Origin of the sequence: Alkalimonas delamerensis (assembly GCF_030717955.1) — a bacterium.
Taxonomy (GTDB): Bacteria; Pseudomonadota; Gammaproteobacteria; order Enterobacterales; family Alteromonadaceae; genus Alkalimonas; species Alkalimonas delamerensis.
Genome location: NZ_JAUZVY010000001.1, coordinates 381,240 through 396,985, shown reverse-complemented (window position 1 = coordinate 396,985; position 15,746 = coordinate 381,240). Strand labels below are relative to the sequence as shown.

General features: G+C 54.0%; 24 protein-coding genes. 5 read left to right on the top strand and 19 right to left on the bottom strand.

The genetic code is table 11. From position 1 onward, the window contains the following. Nucleotides 1-16: 16 nt before the first annotated feature. The 4 genes from Q3O59_RS01845 to Q3O59_RS01830 all read right to left on the bottom strand — a co-directional run bounded on the left by Q3O59_RS01845 (nt 17) and on the right by Q3O59_RS01830 (nt 2,176). Entirely contained in the window at nt 17-295 is a 279-nt protein-coding gene (locus tag Q3O59_RS01845) for a hypothetical protein (protein WP_228590956.1), read from the bottom strand. A gap of 212 nt (nt 296-507) precedes the next feature. Then, a complete protein-coding gene (gene dusA / locus Q3O59_RS01840; protein WP_305943975.1) occupies nt 508-1,479 on the bottom strand; it encodes a tRNA dihydrouridine(20/20a) synthase DusA in 972 nt (323 codons plus the stop codon). A gap of 82 nt (nt 1,480-1,561) precedes the next feature. Then, nucleotides 1,562-1,981, bottom strand: coding sequence for a type II toxin-antitoxin system HicB family antitoxin (locus Q3O59_RS01835; protein WP_305943974.1), 420 nt, complete (start codon nt 1,979-1,981; stop codon nt 1,562-1,564). 33 nt (nt 1,982-2,014) lie between these two features. Continuing rightward, on the bottom strand, nt 2,015-2,176 hold the full coding sequence (locus Q3O59_RS01830) for a type II toxin-antitoxin system HicA family toxin (RefSeq protein ID WP_305944437.1): 162 nt from the start codon (nt 2,174-2,176) through the stop codon (nt 2,015-2,017). A 193-nt stretch (nt 2,177-2,369) separates the two neighbouring features. On the opposite strand from Q3O59_RS01830, the gene Q3O59_RS01825 reads away from it, so the two are divergent. Together Q3O59_RS01825 and Q3O59_RS01820 are read left to right on the top strand one after the other, a co-directional pair. Further along, a complete protein-coding gene (locus Q3O59_RS01825) occupies nt 2,370-2,810 on the top strand; it encodes a transcriptional repressor (RefSeq protein ID WP_305943973.1) in 441 nt (146 codons plus the stop codon). A gap of 105 nt (nt 2,811-2,915) precedes the next feature. Next, nucleotides 2,916-3,389 (top strand): chemotaxis protein CheX, encoded by a 474-nt coding sequence (locus Q3O59_RS01820; RefSeq protein WP_228590950.1) that lies wholly within the window; start codon nt 2,916-2,918, stop codon nt 3,387-3,389. On the opposite strand, the gene alr is transcribed toward Q3O59_RS01820, so the two are convergent. The 10 genes from alr to Q3O59_RS01770 form a co-directional block, all read right to left on the bottom strand. Next, nucleotides 3,386-4,468 carry an alanine racemase gene (gene alr / locus Q3O59_RS01815; protein ID WP_305943972.1) on the bottom strand — a complete coding sequence of 361 codons (1,083 nt, stop codon included), beginning with the start codon at nt 4,466-4,468 and terminating at the stop codon, nt 3,386-3,388. The genes Q3O59_RS01820 and alr overlap by 4 nt on opposite strands. A gap of 2 nt (nt 4,469-4,470) precedes the next feature. Next, complete coding sequence (gene dnaB / locus Q3O59_RS01810) at nt 4,471-5,853, bottom strand: replicative DNA helicase (protein WP_228590946.1); 1,383 nt, start codon at nt 5,851-5,853, stop codon at nt 4,471-4,473. 161 nt (nt 5,854-6,014) lie between these two features. Further along, nucleotides 6,015-6,467, bottom strand: coding sequence for a 50S ribosomal protein L9 (gene rplI / locus Q3O59_RS01805; RefSeq protein ID WP_305943971.1), 453 nt, complete (start codon nt 6,465-6,467; stop codon nt 6,015-6,017). A 36-nt stretch (nt 6,468-6,503) separates the two neighbouring features. Further along, on the bottom strand, nt 6,504-6,731 hold the full coding sequence (gene rpsR, locus Q3O59_RS01800; protein WP_228590942.1) for a 30S ribosomal protein S18: 228 nt from the start codon (nt 6,729-6,731) through the stop codon (nt 6,504-6,506). Between the two features lie 11 nt (nt 6,732-6,742). Next, the gene (gene priB / locus Q3O59_RS01795; RefSeq protein WP_305944436.1) at nt 6,743-7,045 is read right to left on the bottom strand and encodes a primosomal replication protein N; all 303 of its coding nucleotides are present in this window, start codon (nt 7,043-7,045) and stop codon (nt 6,743-6,745) included. A gap of 6 nt (nt 7,046-7,051) precedes the next feature. After that, nucleotides 7,052-7,432, bottom strand: a complete 381-nt coding sequence (gene rpsF / locus Q3O59_RS01790; protein ID WP_305943970.1) for a 30S ribosomal protein S6 — start codon at nt 7,430-7,432, stop codon at nt 7,052-7,054. Nucleotides 7,433-7,580: 148 nt separating this feature from the next. Beyond that, a complete protein-coding gene (gene rlmB / locus Q3O59_RS01785; protein ID WP_305943969.1) occupies nt 7,581-8,315 on the bottom strand; it encodes a 23S rRNA (guanosine(2251)-2'-O)-methyltransferase RlmB in 735 nt (244 codons plus the stop codon). Then, a complete protein-coding gene (locus Q3O59_RS01780) occupies nt 8,312-8,926 on the bottom strand; it encodes a YjaG family protein (RefSeq protein ID WP_305943968.1) in 615 nt (204 codons plus the stop codon). Before Q3O59_RS01780 ends, rlmB begins: the two co-directional genes overlap by 4 nt. Next, nucleotides 8,913-9,233 (bottom strand): putative signal transducing protein, encoded by a 321-nt coding sequence (locus tag Q3O59_RS01775; protein ID WP_228591401.1) that lies wholly within the window; start codon nt 9,231-9,233, stop codon nt 8,913-8,915. Before Q3O59_RS01775 ends, Q3O59_RS01780 begins: the two co-directional genes overlap by 14 nt. 11 nt (nt 9,234-9,244) lie before the next feature. Then, a complete protein-coding gene (locus Q3O59_RS01770; protein WP_305943967.1) occupies nt 9,245-10,609 on the bottom strand; it encodes a coiled-coil domain-containing protein in 1,365 nt (454 codons plus the stop codon). 153 nt (nt 10,610-10,762) lie between these two features. Between Q3O59_RS01770 and Q3O59_RS01765 the strand changes: the two genes are divergently transcribed. Then, complete coding sequence (locus Q3O59_RS01765; protein WP_228591405.1) at nt 10,763-11,158, top strand: DUF2721 domain-containing protein; 396 nt, start codon at nt 10,763-10,765, stop codon at nt 11,156-11,158. Here the strand turns inward: Q3O59_RS01765 and Q3O59_RS01760 are convergent. Beyond that, nucleotides 11,155-11,742, bottom strand: a complete 588-nt coding sequence (locus Q3O59_RS01760; protein WP_305943966.1) for a DUF3833 family protein — start codon at nt 11,740-11,742, stop codon at nt 11,155-11,157. The two genes, Q3O59_RS01765 and Q3O59_RS01760, sit on opposite strands and share 4 nt — an antisense overlap. 157 nt (nt 11,743-11,899) lie before the next feature. Between Q3O59_RS01760 and Q3O59_RS01755 the strand changes: the two genes are divergently transcribed. Beyond that, on the top strand, nt 11,900-12,526 hold the full coding sequence (locus Q3O59_RS01755) for a 2OG-Fe(II) oxygenase (protein WP_305943965.1): 627 nt from the start codon (nt 11,900-11,902) through the stop codon (nt 12,524-12,526). On the opposite strand, the gene ubiA is transcribed toward Q3O59_RS01755, so the two are convergent. Together ubiA and Q3O59_RS01745 are read right to left on the bottom strand one after the other, a co-directional pair. Next, nucleotides 12,523-13,392, bottom strand: coding sequence for a 4-hydroxybenzoate octaprenyltransferase (gene ubiA, locus Q3O59_RS01750; RefSeq protein WP_305943964.1), 870 nt, complete (start codon nt 13,390-13,392; stop codon nt 12,523-12,525). The two genes, Q3O59_RS01755 and ubiA, sit on opposite strands and share 4 nt — an antisense overlap. After that, nucleotides 13,389-13,919: a chorismate--pyruvate lyase family protein gene (locus Q3O59_RS01745; RefSeq protein WP_305943963.1), complete on the bottom strand. Its 531-nt coding sequence runs from the start codon at nt 13,917-13,919 to the stop codon at nt 13,389-13,391. Before Q3O59_RS01745 ends, ubiA begins: the two co-directional genes overlap by 4 nt. Nucleotides 13,920-14,069: 150 nt before the next feature. Between Q3O59_RS01745 and Q3O59_RS01740 the strand changes: the two genes are divergently transcribed. Then, complete coding sequence (locus Q3O59_RS01740; RefSeq protein ID WP_305944435.1) at nt 14,070-14,480, top strand: flagellar basal body-associated FliL family protein; 411 nt, start codon at nt 14,070-14,072, stop codon at nt 14,478-14,480. A 6-nt stretch (nt 14,481-14,486) separates the two neighbouring features. Here the strand turns inward: Q3O59_RS01740 and glpG are convergent, their stop codons facing one another. Both glpG and glpE read right to left on the bottom strand, forming a co-directional pair. After that, entirely contained in the window at nt 14,487-15,317 is an 831-nt protein-coding gene (gene glpG / locus Q3O59_RS01735) for a rhomboid family intramembrane serine protease GlpG (RefSeq protein ID WP_305943962.1), read from the bottom strand. Then, complete coding sequence (gene glpE, locus Q3O59_RS01730; protein WP_305943961.1) at nt 15,310-15,630, bottom strand: thiosulfate sulfurtransferase GlpE; 321 nt, start codon at nt 15,628-15,630, stop codon at nt 15,310-15,312. Before glpE ends, glpG begins: the two co-directional genes overlap by 8 nt. Nucleotides 15,631-15,746: the final 116 nt, after the last annotated feature.

Sequence of the window (15,746 nt, the reverse complement as noted above, 5' to 3'; positions counted from 1 at the left end):
TGATCTGCAAAAGGCATTATTCGGCAGCCTCTTGTTGCTCGGATTCCTGGCTGGCTGTTGAACGCTCGCTGCTTGTTGGCAGCTCGCTGGTTTCCGCCAGGCGCGGCACTACTTGCTCCATCATCTGTTGCATAGACTGCTTAGCGGAATGACGCAATTGCTCTCGCAGCTCAACGGCTTGCTTCTGCAGCAGTTCGCCCATCAGCTGGCTGATATTTACTTCATTGGCTTGAGCAGGAAGCAACGCAGCAGTGCAGGTCAATACGGTCGCGGTGAGCATCATTTTTAAAGTCATGGTCGTTCTCCTTGGTTGTTGGGTCATAATGACAACCAAGGTATTTCAAGAGGCGTGCCAGCTTGAACATAAAAAAATAAACTTTAAAAATCAAAATGATAAAGAAGATCCTAGCTTATGTTCCTGTGCAGGGAACACATCGCGGATACAACATTTAGCGAATTTGACCAATCACCTGGTCAAATCCACCACCCGCAATATTTAGCCTCCAGTTATCGTCGAACCTGCGCCAAAGCAGCCCGCAGCAACTCGGGACCAGACTCCGACAAGTGACCGCGCTCCGATAAGGTTCGTCGCCACTGCCTGGCACCGGGCACGCCCTGAAACAGGCCTAACATATGGCGGGCAATCTGCCAGAAGCGCGCTCCCTGCTGCATCTGTCGCTCAATGTAAGGGATCATCTGCTCCACCACCTCAAAAGGGGTTTTGGCAAAAGGGGCTTCGCCGTACAGCTGTTCATCCACTTGGCTGAGCAACCAGGGGTTGGTGTAGACTTCGCGGCCAACCATCACGCCATCCAGGTCGTTCAATTGCTGCTGACAGGCTTCAATGGTTTTCAAGCCACCGTTTAAGGAAAAACTTAACTGTGGGTAGTCACGTTTTAGCTGGTGCACCCGTGGGTAATCCAGCGGAGGAATTTCCCGGTTTTCTTTCGGGCTGAGACCTTTAAGCCAGGCTTTGCGGGCATGAATGATAAAGTGCTCGCAACCGGCGGCAGCACACTGCTCGATTAAGGTGGTTAAAAACTCGTAGCTGTCCTGCTCGTCGATGCCAATGCGGGTTTTCACCGTCACCGGGATATCAGCCTGTTGCCGCATCTGTGCCACACAGGCCGCCACCAGCTCAGGCCGCGCCATCAAACAAGCGCCAAACATACCATTTTGCACCCTATCCGACGGGCAGCCGACATTGATGTTCACCTCGTCGTAGCCGCGCTCAGCAGCAATTTTAGCGCAGTGCGCCATATCGGCTGGATCCGAACCACCCAGCTGCAAAACCAACGGGTGCTCTTCCTCGTTGTAGGCCAAGTAATCGCCCTTACCATGAATAATTGCGCCCGTAGTCACCATCTCGGTGTAGAGTACCGCCCGCTGCGACAACAAACGGTGGAAATAGCGGCAGTGCCGATCGGTCCAATCCAGCATCGGGGCAATGGAAAAGGTGTGGTTAATGGCGGTGGTCAAAACAGTCTCTCAGGCAATAACACAGCGGGTTATTTTATCATTGAAACCATCAGAGAAGCGAATAAAGAACAGCACTCAGCACCTAACCCATGCCCTGTAACTTCTCAAACTCATGGCTGGCCGCTACCTGCAAAAAATGCGAGCGGCTTTTGTAAGCAGGGTTGCACTTCACCAGTTCGTCGATCTTTCTGGTTAGCAGGTTTGGTAAAGTCACATTGATTTTGCTGGCCTTGCCCAAAAATGGCTCTAAATCAATCTCGACCAAGGCCCAGACCCAGCCCTCATAGTCTGGCCGTGTCATGAAGTGATCAATGCTGCTAGCCAAAGGTGGTAACTGCCCCTGCTCCGCCAGAGCTTCAAAATGCAACTCCAGTGCCTCTTTGGCATTGATAACGGCTTCTTCAAAGGTATCGCCAGCGCTAAAGCATTCAGGCACATCAGGCACTGAAACGCCATAAGCGGTCTGGTCATCACCTTTTTCTATCGCGATAGGATACAACATATTTTCCTCCCCTGCGGCTTGCATGCATAGCACTCAGAGCCCTGCTTGTTTACGTATCTTTTGCACCAGACCTTTGCCTAAGTCCTTCTTAGGATGAGGCAAGGTCAACGGCATTACATGATCGGGATGGCGAAATTGGTGGTGACTGCCTTTGACTCTTACCAATACCCATCCAGCGGCTTTAAGCTCTTTCATCAATTCACTGCTGCTGGTCACCGGTACATACCTTCCTTCACAGATGGAGTTATTATAACCCTAAAAATAAAAACTGAAAGTATGATGACGGGCAATCTGAAGTTCCGTCAGCCAAAACCAGCACCCCAAAATTGCCGGATGCAACTTTAATGCGCTATGGTAAACTGAAGGGAATAAAGCACAGGAGCCTGCAATGTCTGTTGAAGTTCTGGTTGATAAAGCACGTTTGGTTTGCATGCAAAAAGGCAGCCGTTTTACCGCCATTCGTGAGAAAGTATTTCGTCTGCTGGCGAAAACCGAAAGCGGTGTGGGTGCTTATGAGCTGCTGGAAGAGCTGAAACAAACCGAGCCGGGCGCAAAGCCTGCCACCATTTACCGGGCACTGGAGTTTCTGACCGAGCAGGGCTTTATTCATAAAATTGAGTCCAACAATGCCTTTATGCTGTGCCAGCACTTTGATCATCAACACCCAGCGCAGCTGTTGATTTGCGAGCAATGCGGTCATGTCACCGAACTGCACTCGCACAGCCTGGATAAAGCTTTTCGTGATCAGGCGGCTAAAGAAGGCTTCCACATTGGCCGACAAACCATGGAAGCGCATGGCATCTGCAACCGTTGCCGGGAAAGCCACTAACCAGAATATCCCGTATACGGAAACTTGAGCTTTGGCTAAACTCTATTACGCTTAATACAGTAACTTATTGTGATGTCACCAAATTAACCAAGCAGGCCTATTTTCATGAATGTTGAATTCGTCAATCCGTTTTTGTCGTCCTTGGTCAATGTGCTCGGCACCATGGCCAATACCAAGATCGTTCCCGGCCAGCCACGGCTAAAAAAAGACGAAGTCGCCCGTGGGGATGTCTCCGGTTTAATTGGCATGGTTGGCAACGAGACCAAAGGCTCCTTTTCCATTACCTTTGAAGAGTCGCTGGCACTGGAGATCATGTTCCGGATGCTGGGTGAGAAGCCCAGTAAAATTAATGAAGAAGTAACCGACATGGTGGGTGAAATCACCAACATGGTGACCGGCGGTGCCAAGCGGATTCTTGGTGAAAAAGGCTATGAGTTTTCCATGGCAACGCCGGTGGTGGTCTCTGGTAAAGAGCACACCATTACCCACAAGTGCGATGGCCCGAAAATCCTGATGCCCTTTACCTCGGATTTCGGCAAGGTACACATTGAAGTGAGCTTTGACAATATGGGCGGTTAATTCCCACCCTGATAGACAAAATCGACCCTGGGGGTAATGTTGCACAGCAGCTCATAAGGAATGGTGCCAACCAAAGCCGCAATCTCTTCCACCGGCAAGCCCTGCCCCCAGAGTACCACCTCATCCCCCGGCTTCACGGCTTGCTGACCGATATCAATGGTGAGCATGTCCATCGACACCCGCCCGACAATAGGAAAGCGCTGACCATGCAGCAGTACCGGGGTACCATTGGGCACCATGCGCGGATAGCCATCGCCATAGCCTATGGCAACCACCGCAAGGCGGGTGGACTGCTGTGCCTGCCAGGCCGAGCCATAGCCGACGGTTTCGCCGGCGGCTACATCACGAATCGCTATCACTCGGCTGCACAGCGTCATCACCGGCTGCAAACCATGGTCCGCTCCTGCCTTGCCCAGCAAAGGGGAAACCCCATACAGCATCAGACCGGGACGAACCCAGTCGCCGTGGCTTTGCGGCCAGCCCAGTAGCCCGGCAGAATTGGCTAAAGAGATGTCCCCACCCAGGCCGTGCGACCACTGAGCAAAACGCTGCATTTGCTCGAGCGTATCGGGGCACTGCAAATCATCGGCACAAGCAAAGTGCGACATCAGCCGGATACCGGGCAAGGCATTTGGACTTTGCGACAGCGCCTGCCAGGCGGCCTGGTATTGCTCGGGTGGCAAACCAAGCCGGTGCATGCCGGTGTCCATTTTCAGCCAGATCCGAATGGGTGCATCCAGCTCAGCCGCGACAATGGCGTCAACCTGCTCCTGTTGATGCACCACCACCTGCAGATTGCTAGCAACGATTTGTGGCAATTCATCGGCATCAAAAAAGCCTTCCAGCAGTACAATGGGCTTGACGATGCCACCGGCTCGAAGGGCCAGGGCTTCGTCCAGCCGGGCAACGCCAAAAGCATCGGCTTGTTGCAACTGCTCCGCCACTTGCAGCATGCCGTGACCATAAGCATTGGCTTTGAGCACCGCCAGCACCTTGCTTCCAGCAGCCTCTTGCCGAACCCGGGTCAGGTTGTGTTTCAGCGCATCGACATCAATCCGCGCTACCGGTTTACGCAGCATGATTAATCCTCGTCGAAACGGTAACTGCCGGCAAAGTTGTCAAAACGGGAATACTGACCGTGAAAGGTGAGCCGAACCCGGCCTATCGGGCCATTCCGCTGCTTACCAATAATGATTTCAGCCGAGCCTTTGTCCGGACTGTCGTCGTTGTAAACCTCGTCCCGGTAGATAAACATAATAAGGTCGGCATCCTGCTCGATGGAGCCAGACTCCCGCAAGTCGGAGTTCACCGGCCGCTTGTCGGCGCGCTGCTCCAAGCTCCGATTCAGCTGCGACAGCGCCACCACCGGCACTTTCAGCTCTTTGGCCAGGGCTTTTAACGAGCGGGAAATTTCGGCAATTTCCAGGGTACGGTTTTCACTCATGCCAGGCACGGTCATCAGCTGCAAATAATCCACCATGATCATGCTAAGGCCACCATGCTCTCGCGCCACCCGCCGGGCCCGGGAGCGCACCTCGGTTGGGGTTAAGCCCGATGCATCGTCGATGTACATTTTGCCTTTGGTGTTTAACAGTTCAATGGCCGAGGACAGCCGCGCCCAGTCCTCGTCTTCCAACTGGCCGGTCCGAATTCGGGTTTGATCAATGCGGCCCACCGAGGCCAGCATCCGCATCATGATTTGCTCGGAGGGCATTTCCAGGCTGAAAATCAGCACCGGCTTGTCGCTGGTAATGGCCGCATTTTCACACAAGTTCATCGCAAAGGTGGTTTTCCCCATCGACGGACGGGCCGCGACAATAATCAGATCCGACGGCTGCAGACCACTGGTCATTTTGTCCAGATCGACATAGCCGGTGGACACCCCGGTGACACCATTGTGGGGCTTGTTAAACAACTCGTCGATTTTTTCGATGGTTTTGCTAAGAATATCGTGGATCGGCTCCGGGCCTTCATTGGCATTGGCCCGCTGCTCGGCAATTTTAAACACCCGGGTCTCGGCGAAGTCCAGCAGTTCGGCACTGGTTCGTCCCTGAGGATCATAACCGGCATCGGCAATGTCATGCGCGACCCCAATCATGTCACGAATCACAGCGCGTTCACGCACGATTTCGGCGTAAGCCAGGATGTTGGCCGCACTGGGGGTGTTCTTGGCAATTTCGCCCAGATAAGCAAAGCCGCCGACATCGTCCAGCAGCTGGTTTTGTTCCAGCGCCTGCGATACGGTGATCAAGTCCATCGGCTGGTTTTGTTCGGCCAGCTTGGTCAGGGCATTAAAAATTAACCGGTGCGCCCGCAGGTAAAAGTCCTGCTCAACCACCTTTTCCGCCACCCGATCCCAGGCTTCGTTATCCAGCATCAAGCCACCCAACACCGATTGCTCGGCCTCGATGGAGTGAGGTGGCATTTTTACCGCAGCAACCTGCTTATCTTTCTTTGTTTGCATAGTACCAGACAGGAAGAAAACAACACTGCCATCCTACCCTGCCACTGGCAGAATAAAAAGCAAGGTGAGTAAAAAGTCCATAAAAAGCAGCCCTCGGTCTGGCTTTCGCCCATAAAAAAAGCAGCACCCTAAGGCACTGCTTTTTTGTCGACCTCAGCCAATTAAGCTTCGGCAACCACAACCAGTTTCACAGTAGCAGTGACTTCAGCGTGCAGCTGCAGATCGATCTCGAACTCGCCAGTCTCACGCAGGGTGCCGTGTGGCAGCTTGACTTCAGACTTAGCAACGGCCACACCCGCTTCGGTGATGGCGTCGGCGATATCGCGGGTACCGATGGAGCCGAACAGCTTGCCTTCGTCACCGGCTTTGGAAGCGATGGTCACTTCTTCCAGCGCAGCAATTTGCTCAGCACGCTTTTGCGCAGCAGCCAGACCTTCTGCCAGTTTGGCTTCCAGTTCAGCGCGACGCTGTTCGAATTTCTCGATGTTTGCTTTGTTCGCAGGAACAGCTTTACCCTGTGGGAACAGGTAGTTACGAGCGTAACCGGCTTTCACTGCGACCTGGTCACCCAAACCACCCAGGTTGGCAACCTTGTCTAAAAGAATAATGTTCATTCTGATACCTCTTCAGTATTCGGTTAAACCAGGCGATCAGCTGTGTGAATCGCTGTAAGGCAGCAAAGACAGGTAGCGAGCGCGCTTAATCGCACGAGCCAGCTGACGTTGATACTTCGCACTGGTACCCGTAATACGGCTGGGTACAATTTTGCCACTTTCAGTGACGTAGTTTTTCAGAGTAGCGATATCTTTGTAATCGATCTCTTTAACGCCTTCTGCAGAAAAACGGCAGTATTTACGGCGACGAAAATAACGTGACATAACACGATCTCCTAACGAATTTGTTCAATTTGTTGGGCATGCAACACCAGTTTGCTCTGGCCGTTGCGCTGCTGGTGTCGGTTTAAAAAGCCCTGCACCCGCACTGTGTCTCCCAACAATAAATGCTGAGTTTGTTGTGCCAAATCCCCACTGCAGACCACCTGAAGGCGAACATAGCACTGACGATTTAACCCGGCTTCCTGCTGCTGGCTGCGGTGCTCAAGCACCAGACTCAACTGCGGGATACCGGCTGGACTTTCACTGCGCGCAGGCTGTCGGCAAATTTGCCCAGCACACACCAGTAAATTGTCCATCACCCCTTACTCTTCTGATGCTGCAGCCTGTTGCTCAGACTCACGCGGAGCACGCTCACGGCGCTCTTCACGAACCTTAGCCATAGGTGACGGCTCAACCACGGCACCGTTGGTACGCATGATCATGTTACGCAGCACAGCATCGTTGAAACGGAATGTCGTTTCCAGATCGTCGATCACGTTCTGTGGAGCTTCCACATTCATCAGCACGTAATGCGCTTTGTGCAGTTTTTCGATTGGGTAAGCCAGTTGACGGCGGCCCCAGTCTTCCAGGCGATGAACAGTACCACCGGCTTCAGTGATAGAGCCAGTGTAACGCTCGATCATGCCAGGGACCTGCTCGCTTTGATCCGGATGGACCATAAAAATAATTTCGTAATGACGCATTGCAGCTCCTTACGGTTAATTAGCCTCGGTCAGGCTCGGCCAGACCTGCATGGAGGCAAGGAACATGGGTAGTGGCCGAAGGGCGCGAATTATAGCGAGGAAAGCCACCGAACACAAGAAAAAGCACGCATCTGGTGGCATCGTTAGATTAGAGCTGACGCTGCCGTACCGCTTCAAACAAACAAATGCCGGCGGCCACCGACACATTCAGGCTGGAAACACTGCCCTGCATCGGAATTTTTACCAGCGCATCGCAGGTTTCGCGGGTCAGCCGACGCAGTCCATCGCCTTCTGCGCCCAGCACAATGGCCAATGGGCCTGTCAGTTCGGTTTGAAACAAGGTTTGCTCGGTTTCACCCGCTGTGCCGATGACCCAAACGCCAGCTTCCTGCAATTGCCGCAGCGCACGGGCTAAATTGGTCACCGCAATAAATGGCACGGTTTCAGCAGCGCCACAGGCCACTTTGCGCACGACCGAGGTCAGTTTGACCGAACGGTCTTTGGGCACCACCACCGCATGCACCCCGGCTGCATCGGCGCTGCGCAAAATAGCGCCTAAGTTGTGCGGATCCGTAACGCCGTCAAGCACCAAAAGAAGAGGAGCACTCTGCTGCTGCACGATAGCCATCAAATCAGCATCGGTTCCGGCTTGAGCCAACCGGATTTTGGCCACGATGCCCTGATGCTGGCCCTGCACCAGATTATCCAGCGTTTTGCGGTGACAAAACTGCACCGCGATGCCTTGCTTACGCAGCTGCTGCACCAAAGGATGCATGCGCTTATCGTCGCGCTCTTTGCTGACAAAGACTTCCAACAGGTCCTGTGGCGAGCGCTCTACAATAGCTTGCACCGCATGCAGACCAAACACAAAATCATTGCTCATGCCTGCTCCTCGCCAGCCAGCTCCATCCCCAGGTTACTGACGCCTTGCTCCGCCACCCACTGTTGCAGCAGCTTGACTTGCGCCCAATCAAATTGGCGCACGGCACTCACTTGCTCAAGCAACTCGGCCAGGCAATCCATTTCATACTGCATCAAGGGATGTTTACGGACATGCTGCTTTAACTCGGCTTCGCTGGTGATATCCAGCTCAGCGGATTCGTACTCAATCAGCCGCGCCACCGAAGCCTGGGAGATTTTAGCCACATTGACCAGCTCAGCACCATCGCGCTGTTCAATGCCGTTGAGCAGGGCGTCCAATGCCGTCGCTGTATCGACCGCCGGGTAGACCCCAAAGCAATCAAAGTGATTAATTTCGGGGGTGACTTCAGCCAGCTCATCGGCCAGACGGCTGAAGTTAATTTTGGCTTTTTTGACCGCCAGCCACTCCCAAACCAGATCCAGCGTATGACGCAACAAACTGGCATCGCCATAGTTCATCACCTGACTGAATAACTGGTAGTTGGGCAGCATCCGCTCCATCAGGGTGGCCGCCACTGCGACTTGCTGATAAAGGTTCAGCTCCCGCAGACGTTGAAAATTAGTTGGTTTCATTCTGTTCCTTGCCACAAGCCCAGCACAGCTCGAACTCTGGCGCATTGATTTCACCGCAACCGCACTGCCATTCACTGCCAGTTGAGGTTCGGGTCTGCTCAAGAATGGTCAGCGCCTGCTGATGATGACGGGGGCTCACCCAAAGGCCAACCGCAACATCGGTTGGCGGCAACTCCCCCAGAGCCCCCAACAACAGCTGGCCCTGATACCATGCTTCGATGCCATGGGTTTGCAACAAACCAACCATCAAAGCCGCTTCAAATTCTGAGGCGGCATGATACACCAATTGCCAGTCTGACTCACGCATCAAGTACCTGCTCAGGCATGCTGCTGCAATTGTTTTTGGGCGTACTCAAATTTTAATTTGTATTCCAGCAGCTGCTCTTGCAAAGTGCTGAGCTGCTCTTGCTGACTTTGCTGCACCTGCGCCAACTCTTGCCGAAGCTCACGAATGGTCTCGCGCGAGGCATCGGATTGTTGCAGTTGTTTCTGCTCGTGGGCTTCCAGGCGCTGCTGCGCATGCTGCAGTTGCTCTTTGGCTTTTTGAAAACGCTGTTGCAGCTCGTCGCTTTCTTGTTGTTGTTGCTGCACTTGCTGCTGGAGTTGCTCACTCTGCTGTTGCGCCTGTTGCAAATCCTGCTCCAACGCCTGGGCATTCGCCACTTGTTGCCGCAGCGATTTTTGTTCGGCATCACGTTGTTCCAACCGGGTTTGCAGCTCCGTTACTTGCTGCTGGGCAGCCTGATGCTGTGATTTTTCATCCTGCAACTCTTGCTGCACCTTGGCCAGGGCCTGCAGTTTTTCTTTTTGTGCTTCAGCCTGCTGCTGTTGTTGTTGCTGCAACTGCTGGTGTTCTTGTTGCAATGCCTGATGCTGCTTTTTCAGCTCAATCAGTTCTTGCTCGACCGGTTGCAACTTGTCTTGCAGACTTTTCAGTTGCGCTTGCGCTTTTTTCTGCTGCTCGTCCAGCTGCTGCTGATTTTTTTGCTGTTGCTTTTCTTGCTCAGCCAGAGCGGCCTCCGCTTGCTGCCGCGACTTTTTCTCCGCAGCCAGCTGCTGACGCAGCGCCTTTTCGTCTTCTTTACTGTGTTGCAGTTGAGCTTTTTCAGCGACCTGCTGATGCTTCAACTCTTCCAGTTCACGCTGCAACTGTTGCAGTTGCTGCTGCAATTTTTTATCGCCGGCTTGTTGTTGCTGCTGGCTGGCGCTTTTAGCTTCGGTTAATTGCTGTTCCAATTTGCTGGCCAGCTGTTGTTGCTCAGTCAATGCTTTTTGCTGCTGTTCCTGCTGTGCAGTGAGCTGTTGCTGCAAATTTTTGACGTCCTGCTCCAACTGCTTTTTTTGACTGATGGCCTGGTCCAGTTGCTGTTGCGATTTCTTCAGGCTCTCTAACTGGGCCGGATCTTCCGGAATCGCCATATCCAGCTGCTGCTTTGCCTGCTGCCAGTCTTTGAACAGCTTTTGATAGGCTTGCTCCTGCTCAATCAGGCGCTGCTGCCATTGCTGCTGCGCACTCTGTACCAATTGCTGGCTTAGCTGTTGCAATTGCTGCTGCTGGGTGGCAAGCAACTGTTCGGAAAAGCCGGTAACCAGAGTTCCCAGCTCCTGATGCATGGTCTCGATCAGAGTTTCGAGTTTTGTGTCTGGCTGCACTGCAGGTTGTTGTTTTTGTTTTGTTGCCATATCAAACCACGATGCCTTTTTGATGTTGTTACTACGAACCCGCTTGCCGGAGCCAGGCAGCACCCGTTGGCAGGTTGACTTTTCTCACGAATTCCGACTAAGTGTAATCCTTTCAGCTCAAATAAGCGAATTCATCCGAATTGGAGAAACACCATGACTTTAACCACACCAGCACTGTTGTTTCCGGCTATATCTTTGCTGCTGTTGGCTTACACCAACCGCTTTTTGGTGCTGGCCCAATTGATCCGAGAGCTGAACGAACGCGAAGGGGAAAAAGTACGGCAGCTGGTGCTGCGACAAATTGCCAACCTGAAGAAACGGATTGGGCTGATACGTGCTATGCAGGCCTACGGGGTATTGAGCTTTTTGCTCTGTACCCTGTCGATGTTTTGTTTGTTTATGGCCTGGGAGCTGGCGGGTCAGCTTACCTTCGCCGCCAGCTTGATTGCATTGTTGGTGAGTCTGGCTTTGTCGCTGTATGAAATTCAGATTTCCTGCGATGCCATTCACATTGAGCTCGAGTCCATGCAGGACAGAACCGAACCTTAAGCGGGTTCGGCATCCGCTGCCAGTTGTTCCAGCTGCAAACGCAGTGGCGTGCAATCGGCGCTGGTATCGACCTGCTGCAACGACATTGTCAGATCGGCGACCTTGAGTCCAAATTTGTGCAAGCTGGTTCGGTTGATAATTTGCTCTGGCGTGACCAGGTACATCCAGTCTTTGACACTGACCGCCAGGCTGTCCCCCCGGTAAGGGATCGCCAGTCGGTACTCCCAATACAAGGCATTGCCAGCCAGTTGACCGCTGGCCTCGCCCAGCACATCGTGCGCCTGCCCGGTCACCCGGCCATCGGCATGCAATTGCAGTTGCCAGTGCCGGTAATCAACCCGACCGTCGCTGAAATAAAAAACCTCGTACAAATCGCCCTGATTTTGCTGCCAGACACCACATAAATCGGCATGAAAGCGCAAACTTTGCCGGCCTCGCCAATCTTGCAGCACCCCATAGGCCCGACCGGTACCGGTAAAAAACTGGTCCAATCGCAGCTCAGGCTGCTCGGCTTGATAATCCAGCACAGAGCGGCTGCAGCCAAGTAGCAGCAAAGCGATAAAAAGTGGTGCGGCAAGACGCATAGGATTCTCCGGTTGCTAGCCATCAACTTTGCACAATACGTCCACCAGACCACTTTGGCTCAATCAGAAAGGTTCTTTATCTTCAGCACAAATTTTATTTGTTAGACAGCGCTGCAGCAGCGGCGTATAAGGTCGGCTCTGATACTCAGGTGGCCTTATGATGGACGCAGCCGAAAACCTTTTACCCCAGCCTACACCTGCCAGCGAACAACAGCCCGGCTGGCTAACTGCCTTTGAGCAGGACGGGTTGGTTGTGTTGCCCAATTACCTGGCGGCGGATTTAACCGACCGCTTATTGCATGAAGTTAAGGCGCAAGCAGAGCTGACACCCGCAGCCATAGGCCGAGGTCAGCAACGGCAACATGCCCGGTCGATTCGGCGCGATAAAACCTGCTGGCTCAATGGCACCAGCCTGCCCCAACAACACTACATGCTGGCACTTAATGCCATTCTGGCACAGCTAAACCGTCACTTTTTCCTTGGACTAACCGGTTACGAATGCCACTTTGCGCATTATCAGCCCGGCGATTTTTACCGCACTCATTTGGACGCCTTTCATCAACAAGCCAGCCGACGGGTGACCAGCGTCTGTTATTTGAATGATGTGCACCAGGGAGGCGAGCTGGTGGTCTACCGAGGCGACACCGAGTGGCTGCGTTTACCGCCACGCGCTGGCACGCTGATTTTATTTGAAAGCAGCCGCTACCCACACGAAGTCACCCCGACGCAGCAGGACAGATACAGCATTGCCGGCTGGTTCCGCCGTGATGAGCTGCCGCTTTAGCTCAGCAGCAAATCCAGTGCCAGGCCGATAAAAATCAACAAGCCCACGTAATGGTTGTGCAAAAAGGCCTGAAAACAGCCTTGCAGGTTTTGTCGGGCCAGCCAAAACTGGTAACCAAACAACGGCAGGCAAAGCAGCAGCGCCAGCTGATACCAAAGTCCAAGCTGCGCCAGCACACCAACATACCAAAGCAGCAGCAGTGTCAGCCCCTGCAGCAGTAGCACGGCGGCAAAGCCGAAACGGCCAAATAAAATGGCGGTCGATTTAATGCCGACCCGTTCATCATCCGGCTGATCGACCATGGCGTAATACGTATCGTAGGCCACTGTCCAGCACAGGTTGGCCAGATACAACCACCAAACGACCACCGGCAGCTGCAACTGGATCGCCATAAAGGCCATCGGCATTCCCCAGCTAAAAGCTGCGCCAAGTACCAACTGCGGCAAATGGGTGTAACGCTTCATAAAGGGATACAGTGCCGCCAGTGCCACCGCGCCTAACGACAGGAGCGCGGTTTGCCAGTTTAAAAACAGCAGCAAGGATGCCGCCAGCAATAACAAGCACCCAAAAAGCTGCAAGGCTTCGGCTGCCGAGACCTTGCCAGCTGCCAGAGGGCGTTGCTGGGTCCGGCTTACCGCGCCATCAAAGTTGCGATCGGCATAATCGTTGATCACACAACCAGCCGAGCGCATCAACACCACCCCGAGGGTAAACACCAACCACAAAGACCAGGGAGGCACACCGTCGGCTGCCAGCCACAACGCCCACCAGGTGGGCCACAACAACAAATAGATGCCGATGGGTTTATCCAGCCGCATCAATTGGCGGTACCAGGGCCAATGCGACCAGCGCAGCTGCCAACTCATAAAGGGTAAACTCCGGGTAAAAAGACCTCAGCCACCAGCAGCGGCTGCTCTGCCAGCTGAAACACCGAGCGACGCGCCCACAACGGAGCGGGCGGGCAGATGTCGCCCAAGCCCAGCTGCCGGCTATCCAGCTGCGCCAATTGCAGCGGCTGCCGTACCAGCGCAGGATGGCGAAAAATGAACTCACCCAACGGCTGTTCCCCCAACTGGGCCAAGGGCGCCACAGTCTGCAAGGTAGGCTGTGGTAACCAGCTTTGGGCATAAATCACCGCCACCTCATCGCACCACAGCACCACTTCCCGCAGCATAGCAGGGCCGCTTGCAGGCAGGCATTGATGCAACTGTGCCGGCAGCGGGTACAACTGCTCATGCAACAGCTGCACCCGAAAGTGCTGACAACGGCTTTTGAGCCGGGCCGTCAGCGAGTCGGTTTCAAGCAACCAGTCGCTTTGCGCTGTCGGCAACCGATAACTGGCGGCAGCTTGCCAGTGGGCATTCAATAAGTAAGTTGCAGTCTCGGTAGGCATAAGACTCATTTCAGGCTGAAAACCGGCGCATGATAGCAATTCCAGTTACAGATTTCAGTAATTCTGCCTCTGGCCGATAGAACAAATAGCAGAAACTGCTATGATCGAGCTAAGCTGCGTTGACTGCAACCTAAGAGAGCCTGAACTGTGATGACACTGAGCCGTATTTTTTTTATCAGCACCGTCCTGGTTGCTTTGCTGCTAAGCAACCCCGCCTCGGCCAACCGTACTGAACAAGATATTGTTTACTACGGCTTTGACCCGGACATTGTCACCAACTACGTGACCTCGGGCCGGCGTTCCCTTGGCTACATTCGGGTAACGGTGGAGCTCATGGTCGCCGATCGACGTTTTTTAAATGACATCGAATACCATGAACCACAAATCCTCAACACCATCATCCGGGTGTTTAATCAACAGCACGAAGACCGAATCAAGTCTCTGACCGGCCGGGAGGAAATCCGCCAAACCGTACTGCACGAGTTGCAAGCGGTGCTGAAGCGGGAGACCGGCCAGGACATGATTCAGGATGTGATCTTTACCAAGTACCTTTACCAGTAAGGTACTTCAGGCGGGGCGCCCTGGTTGATGGCGCAGCAACCAGGCCCAGCCGCAACCGGCCAGCAAGCCCCCCAGGTGGGCCCAATTGGCCATCGATACCCAGAGCACATCCAGGAACCCCAGAACCAGCCAGACCAACATAAAGATGATCAGCCCTTTTTCCAACCGCAGTCCCTGTGCCGGGTTCAACCAGCCAGCCCACCAAAAGTAGCCAAACAGCGCATACACCACGCCCGATAAACCACCAAAATGAGGGCCAACCAACAGGTACTGCGCCACATTCGCCACCAAGGCACTGCTCAATGCCAATGACAGCAGCTGGACGCTGCCCAGGCACCGCTCCAACTGACCGGCCAGCAGCCACCACCACAGCAGGTTAAACACCAAATGGGTCAAAGAAAAGTGCAACAGCGCCGGACTGAACCAGCGCCAAAGCCCACTCAAGCTAACACCAGTGCTCTGAGGCTCTATCCACAAAGCTGACAGCGCCTGCATTGGCGCGAGCAACTGCCAGCCATACACCAGCAGCGCCAGCGCCAGCACCAGCAAGGTGACTGGACCACTGAAGGCCCGGGCGTCCAGACCCGTCCAGAGCGATCCCATGCCCTCGGCCAGTTGACTGCGTTGCCAGGCAGCCTCGTAGTAACGGTTGTGCCCCGGCTCTTGCAAAAATAACTCCAGCGCCTGACTGACCTCGGTCAGCTGAGCTTCATCGACATAGAGTGCCGCACTGTCCGGACCTTCAGCTTCGGCTTGGACCGACCAGCCCTGGGTGACACAGTAATCGGCGAACAGCCGCGCCGCCTGCACCGAATTGAGTTCGCCCAATTTAACCATGGCCGCTTTGTACCGGATGCTGTTGCTGCCACAAAGCCATGCCACCGTCCATGCTGTACACCTCGGCAAAGCCTTGCTGCACCAGATACTGTGCGGCTCCCTGACTGGAGTTGCCATGGTAACAAACCACCACCACCGGGGTGCTGCTGTCGTGCTTGGCGATAAAGTTCGCAAGGCTGGCCTGGGTCAGGTGCCAGGCACCTGCAATGTGCCCTGCCGCATAACTTTGCTCATCACGGATATCGGCAATGACCACGGCAGAATCCGCCATGCGGCTGGCTGTCTCCTGCACTGAAATGTGTTTAAAGTCCACTTGATGCACTCCTTTCGTTGCTGGGCGGCAGTATAGCATGCCATCGAACTTGGAATAGCCACAGTCCTTGCTGCCAACTGTCGTTTTTTTCTGACTTTCTCGCGATGAGGACTGGA

Coding starts and splice junctions, on each gene's coding strand:
- dnaB (WP_228590946.1), bottom strand. CDS start 5,853: ATGCAAACAAAGAAAGATAAGCAGGTTGCTGCGGTAAAAATGCCACCT.
- Q3O59_RS01845 (WP_228590956.1), bottom strand. CDS start 295: ATGACTTTAAAAATGATGCTCACCGCGACCGTATTGACCTGCACTGCT.
- alr (WP_305943972.1), bottom strand. CDS start 4,468: ATGCTGCGTAAACCGGTAGCGCGGATTGATGTCGATGCGCTGAAACAC.
- Q3O59_RS01780 (WP_305943968.1), bottom strand. CDS start 8,926: ATGAAACCAACTAATTTTCAACGTCTGCGGGAGCTGAACCTTTATCAG.
- rpsF (WP_305943970.1), bottom strand. CDS start 7,432: ATGCGTCATTACGAAATTATTTTTATGGTCCATCCGGATCAAAGCGAG.
- Q3O59_RS01830 (WP_305944437.1), bottom strand. CDS start 2,176: ATGAAAGAGCTTAAAGCCGCTGGATGGGTATTGGTAAGAGTCAAAGGC.
- Q3O59_RS01740 (WP_305944435.1), top strand. CDS start 14,070: ATGACACTGAGCCGTATTTTTTTTATCAGCACCGTCCTGGTTGCTTTG.
- Q3O59_RS01825 (WP_305943973.1), top strand. CDS start 2,370: ATGTCTGTTGAAGTTCTGGTTGATAAAGCACGTTTGGTTTGCATGCAA.
- ubiA (WP_305943964.1), bottom strand. CDS start 13,392: ATGAGTTGGCAGCTGCGCTGGTCGCATTGGCCCTGGTACCGCCAATTG.
- Q3O59_RS01770 (WP_305943967.1), bottom strand. CDS start 10,609: ATGGCAACAAAACAAAAACAACAACCTGCAGTGCAGCCAGACACAAAA.
- glpG (WP_305943962.1), bottom strand. CDS start 15,317: ATGGTTAAATTGGGCGAACTCAATTCGGTGCAGGCGGCGCGGCTGTTC.
- Q3O59_RS01775 (WP_228591401.1), bottom strand. CDS start 9,233: ATGCGTGAGTCAGACTGGCAATTGGTGTATCATGCCGCCTCAGAATTT.
- priB (WP_305944436.1), bottom strand. CDS start 7,045: ATGGACAATTTACTGGTGTGTGCTGGGCAAATTTGCCGACAGCCTGCG.
- rlmB (WP_305943969.1), bottom strand. CDS start 8,315: ATGAGCAATGATTTTGTGTTTGGTCTGCATGCGGTGCAAGCTATTGTA.
- Q3O59_RS01760 (WP_305943966.1), bottom strand. CDS start 11,742: ATGCGTCTTGCCGCACCACTTTTTATCGCTTTGCTGCTACTTGGCTGC.
- Q3O59_RS01755 (WP_305943965.1), top strand. CDS start 11,900: ATGATGGACGCAGCCGAAAACCTTTTACCCCAGCCTACACCTGCCAGC.
- Q3O59_RS01765 (WP_228591405.1), top strand. CDS start 10,763: ATGACTTTAACCACACCAGCACTGTTGTTTCCGGCTATATCTTTGCTG.
- Q3O59_RS01835 (WP_305943974.1), bottom strand. CDS start 1,981: ATGTTGTATCCTATCGCGATAGAAAAAGGTGATGACCAGACCGCTTAT.
- Q3O59_RS01820 (WP_228590950.1), top strand. CDS start 2,916: ATGAATGTTGAATTCGTCAATCCGTTTTTGTCGTCCTTGGTCAATGTG.
- rpsR (WP_228590942.1), bottom strand. CDS start 6,731: ATGTCACGTTATTTTCGTCGCCGTAAATACTGCCGTTTTTCTGCAGAA.
- Q3O59_RS01745 (WP_305943963.1), bottom strand. CDS start 13,919: ATGCCTACCGAGACTGCAACTTACTTATTGAATGCCCACTGGCAAGCT.
- rplI (WP_305943971.1), bottom strand. CDS start 6,467: ATGAACATTATTCTTTTAGACAAGGTTGCCAACCTGGGTGGTTTGGGT.